This window comes from Humibacter sp. (genome assembly GCF_051954055.1).
Lineage (GTDB): Bacteria > Actinomycetota > Actinomycetes > Actinomycetales > Microbacteriaceae > Humibacter.
Window position 1 is genome coordinate 1 of sequence record NZ_JBQCIE010000065.1, and the last position, 15,027, is coordinate 15,027.

Genomic DNA, 15,027 nt, shown 5'->3' on the forward strand with positions numbered 1-15,027 from the left:
CGGCCGATCGATCGGCCGCCCTCTTCTTGCGTCTCCGCGACGGTCAGCGACAGGGCCAGATTCCCGTCGTCGTGAAGAACGGGTCCTTCACCCGCCTGATGTAGGCCTGGAAGTCCTCGGCCTGCTCCTGGCACCAGCGCACCTGCAGACGGTGCAGCTCCGCCACGTCGACGCCCAGCTCCGCCGGGTAAGCGCGAGCGATCGCCTGTGCCACCCGTCCAGCCGCAACGGCATCCGCGCCCGCATCGTGCGCATCCACCAGGCTCACACCGTAGTGGCCGGCGGTCAGGCTGAGGGTGCGCTTGCCGCGACGATACTTATCGACCGCCTTGTCGATCACGAACGGGTCGACGATGGGGGACGGGTCTTGCAGCGGCTCGACACCGTGCCGCACCGCCTCGCGGCGCAGCAGCGAGAAGTCGTACGGGGCGTTGTAGGCGACGACCGGGATGCCCCTGCTCAGCAGCGTTCGCAGCGCCGCCACGATCTCGAGAACAGCCCCGGCGGGCTCGCAGCCCTCCGCACGGGCGCGCTCGGTGGTGATTCCGTGAACCGCCGTTGCGGCCTCGGGAATGGGCACGCCCGGGTTCACCAGCCAATCGAGCCGCTCGACGATGTCCCCTGCGGCATCCAGCACGCCGACGTGCGCCGAGACGATGCGCGACGTGTCGACGTCGACGCCCGTTGTCTCCAGGTCGAACACACCCAACTCGTCGTGCCATTGCTTCATGGCTGCAACGTTATGGAGCACCACCGTCATCGGAGCGGAGCAACGACGGCCCGTCGCCATCCGCGGGCCCGAGCCGTTCGCGCGTTTGAGCCGCAACGGTCATGCGGTACTGAATTGAGCTTCCTGGTGTGTCTCTTCCTCCCCAGGTTGTGCGGTTGTGTGGCTATCAACAGGGCTGGTCAGGGCTGGTTTCCGTGCCCGGGGAATGTCGGTGGTGTGCCGTAGCTTCGAAGGTATGAACGACGTGGAACTGGCACCGGTGCCGGAGGGTGATGTCGCCTGCTGGGCGGAGTTGGCGGATGCGTCGTTGTTCGACGAGTCCGCGGAGCTGCTGTTCCTGGATCGGCCTTCCCATCCTTCTGCGGACGAGCTTGTGTCGTGGGTTCGGACGGACTCGGGTGCGGGGTTGATGCGGTCCGTCATTGACGACGCGGTCTCCTCGCAGACGATGGTGAACCTGGAAGCGGCGCGGCAACTGTTCGCGGTGGGTCGGGCGTTCGAATACGCCCGCACGGACCCGAGCGTCTATGTGCCGGTCGGGGCGACCGAGAAGGACCCGCGAGCGGAGGAGGTGGACTTCGCGGTGCGGGCGGTCGCGTTCGATCTGGCGCAGTGGTTGCACCTGAGCGAGAACACGGTCCGCTCCATGGCGTGGCAGGCCGAGGTGCTGAACGCTTCGTTGCCGCGGTTGAAGGAGTTGTTCGTCTCGGGTCGGATCAGCCCGCAGCACGTGCGCGCCGCGGTCGAGTCCTGTACTGGGCTGCCGGATGGGGCCGCGTATGCGATGTTTGACGAGCGGATGGCGGGGATCGTCGAGAAGCTGAACCCTGGTGTGTTCGCACGTCGGTGCCGCCTGTTGCGGGAACGGTTGTGCGCCAACACCCTCGAGCAACGGCACGAGAACGCCCACACCAGACGACGGGTGGTGGTGGAGGCGGCTGCGGATGCGATGGCCTGGCTGAACCTCCACGCCTCCGTACTGGATGTTGCGCAGATCGAAGTCGCCCTCACCGCGGAAGCCCGCCGGTTGCGCACTATGCCGGGTGAGACGCGCACTCTGGATCAGGTGCGTGCGGACTTGGCGGTGCAGTGGCTGAAAGGGGACACCACGGGTGACGGTGCGCACCGTCGTGGTGGGGCGGGGGTGCGGCCGTTCGTGGTGATTGACGACGCCGGCCGGTTCGCTGAGCTCCTCGGGTATGGGCTGATCCCGCCGAAGCAGGCGGCGGCCGCGTTACGCGACGCCCCCTCGTTTCGGAAAGTGCTGGCGGATCCGATCCGTCCCGCGGTGTTGAACCTGGACACCACCCGGTATCGGCCGACCACGGATCAGAAGACGTGGCTCACCCTGAAGTACGGGCTCGACGAGAACGCGGCCCCGTTTCTGCCGGTGGGGATCGTCACCGGTGTCGAAGTGGATCACGTGATCGAGCGCCAGCACGGTGGCCCCACGGACGTGGCCAACCTGGCACCGTTCAAACCCCGGCTGCACCGGATGAAGACCGTGACCAGGATCCGACTGGACCCGAAACCCGACGGCGGCATCCGCGTACGAACACCCACCGGATACGACAGCGACCCACCACCGTTCTAACCGAAGGGACCGTCGCGCCGACGTGCTTCGGCGTCCTGAAGGCGTCGCCAGGGGACTGACCGAGCGTACGATCGCAGGCAGTCTTTCGAATTCTTGGGGCCCGATCGTGCTTGGTCGGCAGGAGGGACGATGATGACCCGGTATCTGATCTCGTTTCCGAGCGGTGTGATGGATGTCACTCCGGAGGAGCTTCCCGCCGTGGCCGACGCGGCACACGCCGTCGTCAGGGACGCGAAGGAGGCAGGAGTGCTCCTCTTCACCGGCGGGCTCAACGACGACGTCGCGCCCGTACGGGTGGCCGCTGACGGCAGCGTGAGCGACGGCACCTACCCGCAGAATGCGCAGTTCAGCGGCGGATTCACCGTGATCGACGTCCCCACGCGCGAGGAGGCCGTTGCGTGGGCATCCCGCATCGCCGAAGCCTGCCGCTGTCGGCAGGAGCTTCGAGAGTTCCAGTTCGACCCGTTGGTCTGAGACACTCCGTGTCTACCGCGGCGCCTCGATGTGCAGCCAGTAGAAGCTCTGCGTGCCGAGCGTGAGGGTGAACCGGCCGTCGTCCGCGATCGTCGGGAACTGCCCGCCGCCGAAGAGGTCGTAGAGCGCGCTGCCGGCGTAGTCGGGGGCATCCAGAGTCACCGAGACCGGGTTGTGCGAGAACGAGAACACGCACAGCACGTTCTCCGGCTGATCGCCGAAGACGGTTCCGCTTCCGCCGTACGACCTCACGAACGCCAGCACGGAGGAGTGGTCCGTGGGCAGCACGGTGATGGAACCGAGCCCGAACACCGGATGCGCCTTGCGCACGTAGATCACGTTGCGCACCCAGTGCAGCAGGGAGCGGGACTGCGCCAGCTGCGCCTCCACGTTCACCTGGTTGAAGTGGTAGACGAGCGACTGCACCACCGGCAGGTACAACTTGCCGGGATCCGCGGTGGAGAAGCCGGCGTTGCGGTCGGGTGTCCACTGCATGGGGGTTCGGGACGAGTCCCGGTCGGGCAGCCAGATGTTGTCTCCCATACCGATCTCGTCGCCGTAGTACAGGAACGGGGTGCCGGGGAGCGAGAACAGCAGAGCGTGCGCCAGCTCGAGCTCGGCCCTTGAGTTGTCGAGCAGCGGTGCGAGGCGCCGGCGGATGCCGATGTTGGCGCGCATCCGCGGGTCGTAGGCGTACCAGCCGTACATCGCCTGCCGGTACTCCTCGCTGACCATCTCGAGCGTCAGCTCGTCATGGTTGCGCAGGAACACGCCCCAGCCTGCGCCCTCCGGGATGTCCGTGGTCTCCGACAGCACCCGAACGAGCTCGTCGGCGCGCTGCGATCGCAGTGAGTAGAAGATGCGCGGCATGACCGGGAAGTCGAAGGCCATGTGGCACTCCGGCTCCTCTTCGCTGCCGAAGAAGGCCGCGACCTCGCGCGGCCACTGGTTCGCTTCGGCGATCATGACGCGGCCCGGGTAGTCACGGTCGACCATGGCGCGCAGCGTCTTGATGAACTCGTGCGTGGGCGGCTCGCCCTCGCCGTTGCCCTCGTCCGACTCGTAGAGGTAGGGGATCGCATCGAGCCGGAACCCGTCGACGCCCATGTCGAGCCAGAACCGCACGATCTCGAACATCGCCTCGTGCACATCGGGGTTGTTGAAGTTGAGGTCGGGCTGATGCGAGAAGAACCGGTGGAAGAAGAACTGCCGACGCTCCGAGTCGAAGGCCCAGTTCGATTCCTCGGTATCGGTGAAGATGATGCGGATGTCCGGCCACTTCTCGTCCGTGTCGCTCCACACGTAGAAGTCGCCGTACGGGCCGTCGGGGTCGCTGCGCGAAGCCTGGAACCATTCGTGCTGATCGCTCGTGTGGTTCAGCGGAAGGTCGATGACGACCCGCATATTGCGCTCGTGCGCCTTCGTCACGAGATCCTGGAACTCGTCGAGGGTGCCGAACTCCGGCATGATCGAGCGGTAGTCGGACACGTCGTATCCGCCGTCGCGCAGCGGCGAGACGAAGAACGGAGGCAGCCACAGCGCATCGATGCCCAGCCACTGCAGGTAGTCCAGCTTCGAGATCAGTCCCTGGATGTCGCCGGTTCCGTCGCCGTTGCTGTCGACGAACGAGCGCACCATCACCTCGTAGAACACGGCGCGTCGATACCACTGCGGGTCCAGCGTGAGTCCAGGCAGCTGGATCGGTGCGGTGAAGGTCACGTACGGGTCCTCCTGCGAAGGCGATTTCTGACGGTTCGGGTGGCGCATCGTCCGCGACTGACGCTTTCCCCGAAAGTCTATGCCGGGCCCGCATTCCGGCTTGCCGCGCACACTCAGGAGCGGCATCCTCGCCCGCCTACACTGGTGCGTGATGTCGAACCGTTCCGTGCCGGCGGCCGACGCCGCACGCCCCAGCGAGCGTCCGCGTCCCCGAAAGCGCTCCGCGCAGGTCGACGGTTCGCGCACCTGGTTCTGGGAGTACGGCGACCAGGATGCCGCCACCACGATCGTGCTGGTGCACGGCTTCCGCGGCGATCACCACGGCCTCGAGCCGATCGCCGCGCGGCTGCAGGAGTTTCGCGTCATCGTGCCCGATCTGCCGGGATTCGGCGACTCGGAGCCGCTGGAGAAGACACACGACATCGACGGCTACGCCGCCTGGCTGCAGGGCTTCCTCGCAGTGGTCGCACCGGCCGGAAGGTTCGTTCTGCTCGGGCACTCGTTCGGCTCGATCGTCGTGTCGGCGATGCTCGCACGGCAGGCATCCGATGATGCGAAAGGCCCACGACCCGATCTCGTCGTGCTGGTGAACCCGATCGGTGCGCCCGCGCTGAAGGGCCCGCGCGCCGTGTTCACGGGGCTCGCCATCTTCTACTACTGGCTGGGCGCCACGCTGCCAGAGCGACTCGGATTCGGCCTGCTGCGTAACGCGCTCATCGTGCGCGTGATGAGCGAGGCCATGGCGAAGACGAAGGACAGACCGCTCCGGCGCTGGATCCACGACCAGCACGCCCGATACTTCAGCGCGTTCGCGAGCCGCGGGGTCGTGCTCGAGGCGTTCAGGGCATCCGTGAGCCACGACGTGTCGGAGTACGCGAGCTCGATCGGCGTGCCGGTGCTGCTGATCGCTGCCGACCGCGACGACATCACGCCCCTGCAGGCTCAGCACCGGCTGCAGACGCTCTTCCCGGATGCCCGCCTGCACGTGGTGCACGACGTCGGCCACCTCGTGCACTACGAGGCTCCCGACGATGCGGCGGACAGCATCCGCGGCTTCCTCGCCGAACACGGACCAGACGCGCCAGCACAGCACACCGGCGACGGGCTCGACGATGCGGCGGGCGAGCCGGCATGAAGATCGTCTTCGACTGCCGCTACACGCGCATCGGCCGGCACGACGGGATCAGCCGGTACACGGCATCCCTCGTCGAGGAGCTCGGCAAGCTGCACGACGTCACGATGCTGATCAACGACAAAGCGCAGCTCGACATGCTCCCCGACCTGCCGTGGTCGCTCGTGTCGTCGCCGACGAGCGTGCGCGAACCGCTGGTCGCCCTGCAGGTCAACAAGCTGAAGCCCGACATCGTGTTCACACCCATGCAGACCATGGGCTCGCTCGGGCGCCGATACCCGCTGATCAAGACCGTGCACGACCTCATCTACTACCGCCACCGCACCCCGCCGCGCGACCTGCCGGCATTCGTGCGCGGGCTGTGGCGGCTCTACCACCTCTCGTGGTGGCCGCAGCGGATGCTCCTCAACCGGGCGGACGCCGTCGTCGCCGTCTCGCACACCACGGCAGACCTCATCGCCGGGCACCGCTTGACCCGGAAGCCGGTGCACGTCGTGCCGAACGCCCCGGTCGTGCCCGCCGAGTTCTCCGAGGAAGCCCGCACCGAAGCTGTGACGAAGTCGTTGGTCTACATGGGCTCGTTCATGCCGTACAAGAACGTCGAGACACTGGCCCGGGCGACCGCACTGCTGCCGGACTACGAGCTGCACCTGATGAGCCGCATCACCGAGGCGCAGCGCGAACGCCTCCAGGCAGCGGCACCGGATGCCCGGCTCGTGTTTCACGACGGCGCCAGCGACGAGGAGTACTTCTCGACGCTGCTGAACGCCACCGCACTGGTGACGGCATCGCACGACGAGGGCTTCGGCATCCCGGTGGTGGAGGCGATGCGGGTCGGAACGCCGGCCGTCGTCAGCGACATCCCGATCTTCCGCGAGATCGGGGCGGATGCCGCACTGTACGTCGCCCCCGACGACGTAGAAGGCTTCGCCGCGGCCGTGCGCCGGCTCGAACAGCCGGGGGAGTGGGCGGAGCGTTCCAGGCTCGGCGTCGCCGCGGCATCCCGCTACACCTGGGCGGCGTCGGCGGCCACGCTCCTGCGCGTGCTGACAGACGTCGGCGACACCGCCGCAAGCTGAGCTACTCCACGGCGAGCGCGGCCGGATCGTGCGACGGCACGTTGATGTCGCCGATACGCAGGCGTCCGGCCGAGTGCGTGAAGTGGCTGAGCGAAAGATTCACGATCGGCTCGCCGAGTCGCGGATGCGCGTTGCCGCTCAGGCGACGAACGAGTGAGCTGATCACGGCGCCGTGGGTCACGACCAGGACGGCATCTCCCGGGTGACGGTCTGCGATCTCCTGCAGAACCGGGAGCACGCGGTCCACGACGGAGTCCCTGGACTCCTGGTCGGGGATGCCGTCCGGGAAGCGCTCCCTGATCTCCGGGTCGGTGAGGCCCTCCGCCGGTCCGAATGACCGCTCGCGCAGGTCGGCGCGCACGATGGGCTCGCCCATGCCTAGCGTCTCCGCGATGATCCGCGCAGTCTCCACCGCGCGCACCTGGGGGCTGGTGTACAGCGCGACGTAGTCGGTGCCGATGAGCGAGAGCCCTGCCGCCCGCGCCTGCGCCATCCCGACCGCGTTCAGCGGAACATCCGTCGAGCCCTGGATGCGTCGCTGACGGTTCCAGTCCGTCTCGCCGTGCCTGATCAGAGTGAGCCGGGTCTCCCCGTTCGCGTCGGCCCTGTTCGCCTGTGCCGTCTTCGCCTGCGCCGGGCTCATCGGATCAACGCTGCGGCCATGGCCCCGAGGGTCTCGGACGTGCCGGCATCCAGTTTCAGCGTCGCTCGCGCGTCGCCCTTCGTCTCACCGCGATTCACCACCACGATCGGCAGCCTACGACGACGCGCCTGTTCGACGAGCCGGATGCCCGAGTTCACGGCGAGCGACGAGCCCGCGACGAGCAGTGCGTCGGCTCCGTCAACGAGCTCGCGGGCCGCCTCGAATCGCAGCGGCGGAACGAACTCGCCGAAGAACACGACGTCGGGCTTCAGCTCTCCGCCGCAGACGCTGCAATCGGGGATCACGAAGGAGTCGACGTCGTTCACCTCGGCGTCGCCGTCCGGCGCGATGGTGACGGCATCCGGCTGCGTGAGCCAAGGGTTGAGTTCGTCGATCTGCGCCGCGATGTCGTCTCTGGCGAACATCTGGCCGCAGCGCAGGCAGAGAACGCGATCCATTGTGCCGTGCAACGGCACCACTCTGCGTGAGCCGGCGCGGGTGTGCAGCCCGTCCACGTTCTGGGTGATCACGCCGGGCACGATGCCGGCGACCTCCAGCTCGGCAAGGGCGAAATGGCCGGCGTTCGGCTCCGCGGCGCTGAACCTCGAGTATCCGAGGTGGCTGCCTGCCCAGTACCGCTTGCGCGAGCGCTCGTCACCGAGGAACTGCGAGAACGACATCGGAGTGCGCCGCGGCGCGCCCTCTCCGCGGTAGTCCGGGATGCCGGAGTCGGTGGAGATGCCTGCGCCCGTCAGCACGGCGACAGTGCGGTCTGCGAGGATGTCGATGGCGGCGTCGATCGTCGCATCCGTCGTCACCGCTGCGCTCACTGAAGGCCCCCTCGTTCGTCGTCAGTGTAAACAGCGCAGTTTTCGGATATGTTTCCCCGCCCTGGACGTCATGCGCATCATTCCCATCGACACGGTCGACGCTCCCGAGCTGGCCGACTACACCCGGCTCACGGATGTCGCGCTGCGGCGAGCGCTCGAACCCGCAGGCGGCCTCTACCTGGCGGAGTCGACGAAGGTGATCAGACGGGCGCTGGCGGCCGGGCACATCCCGCGCTCCGTTCTGCTGCACGAGAGATGGCTGCCCGACCTGGAACCGCTGCTGGAGGACTTCCCGGATGTCCCGGTGTACGTGGGCAGTGAGGAGTCGCTGGAGGAGCTGACCGGTTTCCACCTGCACCGCGGCGCCCTCGCCGCCATGCATCGGCCCGAGCTCCCCGCACTGGAGGATGTGCTCGCCGGTGCGAGCAGGGTCGTCGTGCTGGAGGACATCGTCGACCACACGAATGTGGGTGCCGCGTTCAGGGCCGTTGCGGGACTCGGCGCCGACGCCGTCCTCGTGTCGCCTCGCTGCGCCGACCCGCTGTACCGCCGCAGCGTGCGGGTCAGCATGGGGACGGTGCTGCAGGTGCCGTGGACGCGCATTGGCGACTGGGCGGATGCCGCACCCCGGCTGCACGACGCCGGATTCCACCTCGCCGCCCTCGCGCTCTCCGACGACGCGGTGAGCCTGGACGAGTTCGCGGCCGATCCGCCGCAGAAGATCGCCATCGTCATGGGTGCCGAGGGCGACGGCCTCAGCCGCCGCGCGCTCTCCGTCGCCGACACGGTCGTGACCATCCCCATGGCGCACGGCATCGACTCGCTGAACGTCGCCTCCGCCGCCGCGGTCGCGCTGTACGCGCTGAGGGTGCCTCCGACGGCGGGTGAGATGCAGCCGTTCGGCGCGGATGCATAGGAGCGTCGCCGTAGCATGACAGCCGTGCACGACAGCCCTGGCGAACCGGCGGACGCCGCGCGGGAACGATCCGACGCGCGACGCCGTCGACGTCTTCGTCGTCGCCGCGCGATCACGTTCACCACGATCGGCGTGCTCGTCGCCGCGGCCGCATACACTGCGCTGACCGCGATCGCACCGTTGCCCGTCTCCGCGGAGGCGGCATCCGCATCCACGACGATCCGCCCGGCGGCGGTGCAGCCGGCGTTCCCCTCGTGGGGGAGCGCAGCGGTCGGAATGGTCGGACAGAACGACGTCTTGGTGAAGAACGGCAGCATGGCCAGCGCGCCGATCGCGAGCATGACGAAGACGATCACGGCGCTCGTGCTGCTCGACAAGCATCCGATCGCGACGGGGACAGAGGGCCCCACCATCACGTTCTCGGACGCCGACGTCGACATCCTGCACCAGGTGTGGGCGGAGGACGGATCGTGGGCGCCCGTGCAGGCGGGGGAGCAGCTGACCGAGAAGCAGGCACTGACCGCGATGCTGCTGCCCAGCGCCAACAACTACGCCATCTCGCTGGCGAACTGGGGCTTCGGCTCGGTGGATGCCTACCTCGCGTACACGAACGCCTGGCTGGCATCGCACGGCTTCACGGGCACCCACATCACCGATCCGTCCGGCCTGGACCCGGGCAGCGTCAGCACTCCGATCGACCTGGTCGGGATCGGCAAGCTCGTGGTGGCCAATCCCGTGCTCGCCTCCATCGTCGACACTCCGACCGCTGACCTCCCCGGCGCGGGGACGGTCGACAACGGCAACAAGCTGCTCGGCCAGGACGGCGTGGTCGGGATCAAGACCGGGTGGACCGACCAGGCGGGACACTGCCTGCTGTTCGCCGCGTCGGTCACGCTGCACGGGCATCCGGTCAAGCTGGTCGGCGTCGTGACGGGAGCGCCCGACTACACGAACCTGTGGACGGATGTCCCGACGCTGCTGAAGAGCGTCGAGGCAGGCTTCCACGAGGTGACGGTTGGCGCGAGCGCCACGGGCTACGGCACCTACCGCAGCGTGTGGGGTCAGTCGGCGACGCTGAAGAGCGAGAGGTCGGGCGGCATCTTCGTGTTCTCCGACACGCCGATCAGGGTCACCGTGCGCTCCGCTCCCGTCACGCTGGCGAGCCCGGGGGATGACGTCGGCACCGTCACGTTCAACGGCGGCGGTCAGACGTTCAGCAGCCCGCTCACGGTGTCGAAGGCCGTCGAGGACCCGGGCCTCGGCTGGCGGCTGACGCATCCGCAGCTGCTGCTGCCGTAGCGCTACATCGCGGCCTCTTCGTCGCCCGGCAGGGTGACCGGCGCCGGCTCCGGTCGTTTCGGCAGCACGTGGTCGCCGCTGGAGACGCCTTTGACCCGACGGATGATCCACGGCACGAAGTACTCCTTTGCCCATGAGAGGTCCTCAGCGCGAGCCTGCCGCCAACTGCGTGCGGCAAGCGGCTCCGGTTCCATCGCCTGCAGATCGTGGTGCACGCCGAGCGTGTCGAGCACCATGCGCGTGACCGTGTGGTGCCCGAGTGGATTCATGTGCAGCCGGTCCGGGGACCACAGTCGCTGGTCCTGCACGTCTTTCAGCGCCCACTGGTCCGCCACCAGGCATCCGTGCCGCTCGGCGACGACCCTGACGTTCTCGTTGTAGATCGCGACCTTGCCTCTGATCGCCTTGAACACCGGGGAGAAGCCGACGTCCACGCCGGTGAACACGACGATCGTGGCGCCGGTGACGGAGAGCCTCGTGACGATTTCGTCGAACAGTCCGCCGATCTCGTCGGGATCGGTACCAGGGCGGATGACGTCGTTCCCGCCGGCGGAGATCGTGATGAGATCCGGCTGGAGCGCGACGGCCGCATCCACCTGGTCGGCGGCGATCTGCCGGATGAGCTTGCCACGCACCGCCAGGTTGGCGTACGCGAAATCGTCTGTGCCGCGGGCGAGCATCTCGGCGACGCGGTCCGCCCAGCCGCGGTGGCCGCCTGGTGCGTTGGGGTCCGGGTCGCCGATCCCCTCCGTGAACGAGTCGCCCAGTGCAACGTACCGATGGAAGGGATGCAGCGGTTCCGTCATGCGCTCCATTCTGGTCGGGTCAGAGTGTCGGCCGCATTCGGTACCGTGGAGTGAAGTGAGTTCCCCGATCCCCGCCTCCGCCTCGACCGAGGATTCGGATCCGCCGTACCCGCCGGCGGTCGAGCACGAGACCGGGGGACGACAGGTCGGCACCTGGGCGATCGAGCACCTCTCGCCGTCGTTTCCGGCCCGTGCGCCGTGGGGCACAGCCAGCAAGCTGCGCGCCTGGCAGGCCGAGGCGCTCGAGGCGTACTTCCGCTACGAGCCGCGCGACTTCCTGGCCGCCGCGACGCCGGGGGCGGGCAAGACCACGTTCGCGTTGCGCCTGGCCGTCGAGCTGCTGAAGCGGCGCACCGTCGAGCGAGTCACGATCGTGGCACCGACCGAGCATCTGAAACGACAGTGGGCCGAAGCAGCCGCACGCGTGGGCATCCCCATCGACCCGGGCTTCAGGAACGCCCACGGCAGATACGGGTCGCACTACCGCGGAATCGCCGTGACGTACGCACAGGTCGCCGTGAACGCCGCCCTGCACCGCGACATCACGCTGGATCACCGCACGCTCGTCATCCTCGACGAGGTGCACCACGGCGGCGACGCGCTCAGCTGGGGCGACGCGATCCGGGAGTCCTTCGAACGGGCCGAACGCCGGCTCTCGCTGACCGGAACGCCGTTCCGCAGCGACACGTCGCCGATCCCGTTCGTGACGTATCTGCAGAACAGGGAGGGCATCCGCACCTCCCGCACCGACTACAACTACGGCTACGGCCGGGCGCTCTCCGACGGCGTCGTGCGTCCCGTGCTGTTCATGGTCTATGCCGGCCACATGCGCTGGCGCACGAAGACCGGCGACCAGATGGAGGCCAGGCTCGGCGAGGGCAACACGAAAGACATCACCGCGCAGGCGTGGCGCACGGCGCTCGACCCGAAGGGCGAGTGGATCCCGCAGGTGCTGCACGCGGCCGACCGCCGGCTGAGCGAGGTGCGAGCGCAGGTTCCGGATGCCGGTGGCCTGATCATCGCAACGGACCAGGTCGCGGCACGCGCCTATGCGGCCATCCTCGAGGGCATCTGCGGCGAGAAGGTCACCATCGTGCTCTCCGACGAGAAGGAGTCCAGCGACCGCATCGAGGAGTTCTCGCAGGGCACCTCGCGGTGGATGGTCGCGGTGCGGATGGTCTCGGAGGGCGTCGACGTGCCGCGGCTCGCGGTCGGCGTGTACGCCACGAGCGCCGCGACGCCGCTGTTCTTCGCGCAGGCGATCGGCCGTTTCGTGCGTGCCAGGCGGCGGGGCGAGACCGCGACCGTGTTCCTGCCGGACGTGCCGATCCTCGTCGCCCTCGCACACGCCCTCGAGCTGGAACGCGACCACGCACTCGACCGGGTCTCGACCGACGACGACGGCGACCTCTGGAACCCCGAGGACGCCATGATGGCGGCTGCGGAACGCGAGGACAAGGCATCCGACTCGCTGCAGCAGGAGTTCGCGTTCGAGGCGCTGGACTCGCACGCAGCGTTCGATCGCGTGCTCTACGACGGCACCGAGTTCGGCGGGTACGCGGAGCCGGGCAGCGACGAGGAGTGGGACTTCATCGGCATCCCAGGGCTGCTCGAGCCCGAGCAGGTGCACGAGCTTCTGCGCACCAGACAGGCACGGCAGGCCAAGCGCGCGGCGAACCGGCCGGCATCCGCCGACACGCCGAAGGCTCCGCCGCCGGTGTACCGCACCCTCAAGGAACAGCGCAGCCTGCTGAACAGCCTGGTCGGGCTGTACGCGAAGAACAGCGGAGAGCCGCACGGGCTCGTGCACGCCGAACTGCGCCGGCTGTGCGGTGGCCCCGCCGTCGCGCAGGCGAGCGTCACGCAGCTTCAGGCTCGCATCGACCTGCTACGCAAACGACTGGGTCATCACTGACGCGCCTGCCCTGCCGGCAGACGATCGCTCGGCCCCGACGGCATCCAGTGCACGCATCAGGTCTTCCGTGAGGTCGTCGATATGCTCGAGACCGATCGAGATGCGCACGACGCCCGCGTGCGGTTTGGCCTCCGCCTCCACCGGCCGGTGGGTGAGCGACGCGGGATGCTGCACGAGCGAGTCCACACCGCCGAGCGAGACCGCGTGCGTCACCAGACGGCACGCTTCCGTGAACCGGACCGCGCTCTCGTAGTCGCCCAGGTCGACCGAGATCAGCGAGCCGGGGCCTTCCAGCTGGCGCCCGATGAGCCCGAGCGGATCCTGACCGGGCAGTCCGGGGTACAGCACGCGGTGCACGGCCGGATGCTCCTGCAGGCGCCTGGCGAGTTCGCTCGCGGTCTCCTGCTGGGCGCGAACCCGCAGCGGCAGCGTGCGCAGACCTCGGTGCAGCAGATAGGCCGCGAACGGATGCAGAAGGCCGCCGGTCAGCGCCCGTAGCCCGCGCAGACGGCGCGCCCACTCGTCATCCGTCGCCACCACGCCGCCCATCACGTCGCCGTGGCCGCCGAGATACTTCGTGGCGCTGTGCAGAATGAGCCGTGCGCCGTGCTCGACCGGACGCTGCAGCACGGGGGAGGCGAACGTGTTGTCGACGAGCACGGGGACCGTTCCTGCCTGGCGTACGGCGTCGGCGATGTCGACCAGCTCGAGCGTCGGGTTCGCCGGGGTCTCCAGAACGACGAGCCCGGTGTCGGGCCGGATGGAGGCGGCGATGCTGTCGGCGCCCGCCCAGGTCACGCTCGTTCCGACGAGTCCGGTCGCGAGCACGTGGTCCGTTCCACCGTAGAGCGGGCGGACCGCCACGATGTGCGGTGTGCCGGCCGCGACGGCCGCCATCAGACAGGCGGTGAGGGCGGCCATCCCACTTGCGAAGGCGACGGACTCCTCGGTGCCTTCGAGATCAGCGAGGGCGCGCTCGAACCGGGCGACGCCGGGTTGCCAGAGTCGCTGGTACACGGCGGAGTCGCCCGGGATCAGCTCGCCACCCGTCGCGAGGTTCTCGTACGAGTCCCCGCCGGCCTCGACGCTCGGCAGCGGATTCGTGGTCGAGAGGTCGATCGGCGGAACGTGCGAACCGGACTCGGCGAGACCTTCCATTCCGGCATGAACCGCCCTGGTCTCCAGGTGCGGGAAGAGGGAATCGGACGACGTTGTCATATCCCCATGATCGGTGGATTCCCCTGTGCTGGCGTAGTCAGGTCGGATATCCTTCGAAACAACTCCGAATGATCGCAACTTCTTGCAGAATCGAGGGTTCCGACATGCCCGACTCGAAGATTCCCGAACTGGACGCCCTCGACCGCAGGCTCGTTCTGGCTCTGTCCCGCAACTCGCGCATCACGGGTTCCGCGCTCGCGGCCGAACTCGGTGTGGCAGAGTCCACGGTGTCGCTGCGCCTGAAGAGCCTGCAGCGCAGGGGAGTGATCACCGGATACCGTCTCGACGTCGATCTCGCCGCCGCGGGCATCCCGCTTCAGGCGCTCATCGCCGTGCGGCTCGCAAAGCACTCGCGGGCGCAGATCGACGCGTTTCGCGCTGCCGCTCCGCACTGGCCGGGAGTGCTGCGGCTGTTCCACACCGCGGGGGCAGACGACTACCTCCTGCACGTGGCGGCGCGCGACTCCGGCGAACTGCGCGACTTCGTGCTCGAGTACCTCACGGGCGATCCGGCCGTCTCGCACACGCAGACGAGTCTCATCTTCGAGAACGCCACGGCGGACGGCTGGCAGGAACTGCTCCGCGGATGACGAAAGGCCGCACGCGATCAAACCCCAACCGTGCGGCCCCCGTACGGTTTAAACCGGTCAATAGTTATACCTGAACGCGTGC

General features: G+C 68.2%; 14 protein-coding genes. 8 read left to right on the forward strand and 6 right to left on the reverse strand.

Annotated features, from left to right (window positions below):
- Positions 1 to 43 precede the first annotated feature (43 nt).
- Positions 44 to 730, reverse strand: coding sequence for an exonuclease domain-containing protein (locus ACTHNC_RS07895; RefSeq protein ID WP_440294050.1), 687 nt, complete (start codon positions 728 to 730; stop codon positions 44 to 46).
- Positions 731 to 965: 235 nt separating this feature from the next.
- Between ACTHNC_RS07895 and ACTHNC_RS07900 the strand changes: the two genes are divergently transcribed.
- Both ACTHNC_RS07900 and ACTHNC_RS07905 read left to right on the forward strand, forming a co-directional pair.
- Positions 966 to 2,324 carry a DUF222 domain-containing protein gene (locus tag ACTHNC_RS07900; RefSeq protein ID WP_440294051.1) on the forward strand — a complete coding sequence of 453 codons (1,359 nt, stop codon included), beginning with the start codon at positions 966 to 968 and terminating at the stop codon, positions 2,322 to 2,324.
- Positions 2,325 to 2,456: 132 nt separating this feature from the next.
- A complete protein-coding gene (locus ACTHNC_RS07905; RefSeq protein WP_440294052.1) occupies positions 2,457 to 2,798 on the forward strand; it encodes a YciI family protein in 342 nt (113 codons plus the stop codon).
- 12 nt (positions 2,799 to 2,810) lie between these two features.
- Here ACTHNC_RS07905 and treS read toward each other — a convergent pair whose 3' ends face one another.
- The gene (gene treS, locus ACTHNC_RS07910) at positions 2,811 to 4,517 is read right to left on the reverse strand and encodes a maltose alpha-D-glucosyltransferase (RefSeq protein WP_440294053.1); all 1,707 of its coding nucleotides are present in this window, start codon (positions 4,515 to 4,517) and stop codon (positions 2,811 to 2,813) included.
- 151 nt (positions 4,518 to 4,668) lie between these two features.
- On the opposite strand from treS, the gene ACTHNC_RS07915 reads away from it, so the two are divergent.
- Entirely contained in the window at positions 4,669 to 5,652 is a 984-nt protein-coding gene (locus tag ACTHNC_RS07915; protein WP_440294054.1) for an alpha/beta fold hydrolase, read from the forward strand.
- A complete protein-coding gene (locus tag ACTHNC_RS07920) occupies positions 5,649 to 6,728 on the forward strand; it encodes a glycosyltransferase family 4 protein (RefSeq protein ID WP_440294055.1) in 1,080 nt (359 codons plus the stop codon). Before ACTHNC_RS07915 ends, ACTHNC_RS07920 begins: the two co-directional genes overlap by 4 nt.
- Before the next feature lies 1 nt (position 6,729).
- On the opposite strand, the gene ACTHNC_RS07925 is transcribed toward ACTHNC_RS07920, so the two are convergent.
- Together ACTHNC_RS07925 and ACTHNC_RS07930 are read right to left on the reverse strand one after the other, a co-directional pair.
- Positions 6,730 to 7,371, reverse strand: coding sequence for a histidine phosphatase family protein (locus tag ACTHNC_RS07925; protein ID WP_440294056.1), 642 nt, complete (start codon positions 7,369 to 7,371; stop codon positions 6,730 to 6,732).
- The gene (locus ACTHNC_RS07930) at positions 7,368 to 8,201 is read right to left on the reverse strand and encodes a Sir2 family NAD-dependent protein deacetylase (protein WP_440294057.1); all 834 of its coding nucleotides are present in this window, start codon (positions 8,199 to 8,201) and stop codon (positions 7,368 to 7,370) included. Before ACTHNC_RS07930 ends, ACTHNC_RS07925 begins: the two co-directional genes overlap by 4 nt.
- A gap of 70 nt (positions 8,202 to 8,271) precedes the next feature.
- Here ACTHNC_RS07930 and ACTHNC_RS07935 point away from each other — a divergent pair, with 70 nt between their 5' ends.
- Positions 8,272 to 9,117, forward strand: coding sequence for a TrmH family RNA methyltransferase (locus ACTHNC_RS07935; protein ID WP_440294058.1), 846 nt, complete (start codon positions 8,272 to 8,274; stop codon positions 9,115 to 9,117).
- Between the two features lie 15 nt (positions 9,118 to 9,132).
- The gene (locus ACTHNC_RS07940) at positions 9,133 to 10,416 is read left to right on the forward strand and encodes a D-alanyl-D-alanine carboxypeptidase family protein (protein WP_440294059.1); all 1,284 of its coding nucleotides are present in this window, start codon (positions 9,133 to 9,135) and stop codon (positions 10,414 to 10,416) included.
- A gap of 2 nt (positions 10,417 to 10,418) precedes the next feature.
- Here ACTHNC_RS07940 and ACTHNC_RS07945 read toward each other — a convergent pair whose 3' ends face one another.
- Complete coding sequence (locus ACTHNC_RS07945; RefSeq protein ID WP_440294060.1) at positions 10,419 to 11,222, reverse strand: SGNH/GDSL hydrolase family protein; 804 nt, start codon at positions 11,220 to 11,222, stop codon at positions 10,419 to 10,421.
- 160 nt (positions 11,223 to 11,382) lie between these two features.
- Here ACTHNC_RS07945 and ACTHNC_RS07950 point away from each other — a divergent pair, with 160 nt between their 5' ends.
- The gene (locus ACTHNC_RS07950) at positions 11,383 to 13,137 is read left to right on the forward strand and encodes a DEAD/DEAH box helicase (RefSeq protein ID WP_440294063.1); all 1,755 of its coding nucleotides are present in this window, start codon (positions 11,383 to 11,385) and stop codon (positions 13,135 to 13,137) included.
- On the opposite strand, the gene ACTHNC_RS07955 is transcribed toward ACTHNC_RS07950, so the two are convergent.
- Positions 13,111 to 14,355, reverse strand: coding sequence for a trans-sulfuration enzyme family protein (locus tag ACTHNC_RS07955; RefSeq protein WP_440294061.1), 1,245 nt, complete (start codon positions 14,353 to 14,355; stop codon positions 13,111 to 13,113). The genes ACTHNC_RS07950 and ACTHNC_RS07955 overlap by 27 nt on opposite strands.
- 104 nt (positions 14,356 to 14,459) lie before the next feature.
- Between ACTHNC_RS07955 and ACTHNC_RS07960 the strand changes: the two genes are divergently transcribed.
- The gene (locus tag ACTHNC_RS07960) at positions 14,460 to 14,945 is read left to right on the forward strand and encodes an Lrp/AsnC family transcriptional regulator (RefSeq protein WP_440294062.1); all 486 of its coding nucleotides are present in this window, start codon (positions 14,460 to 14,462) and stop codon (positions 14,943 to 14,945) included.
- Positions 14,946 to 15,027: the final 82 nt, after the last annotated feature.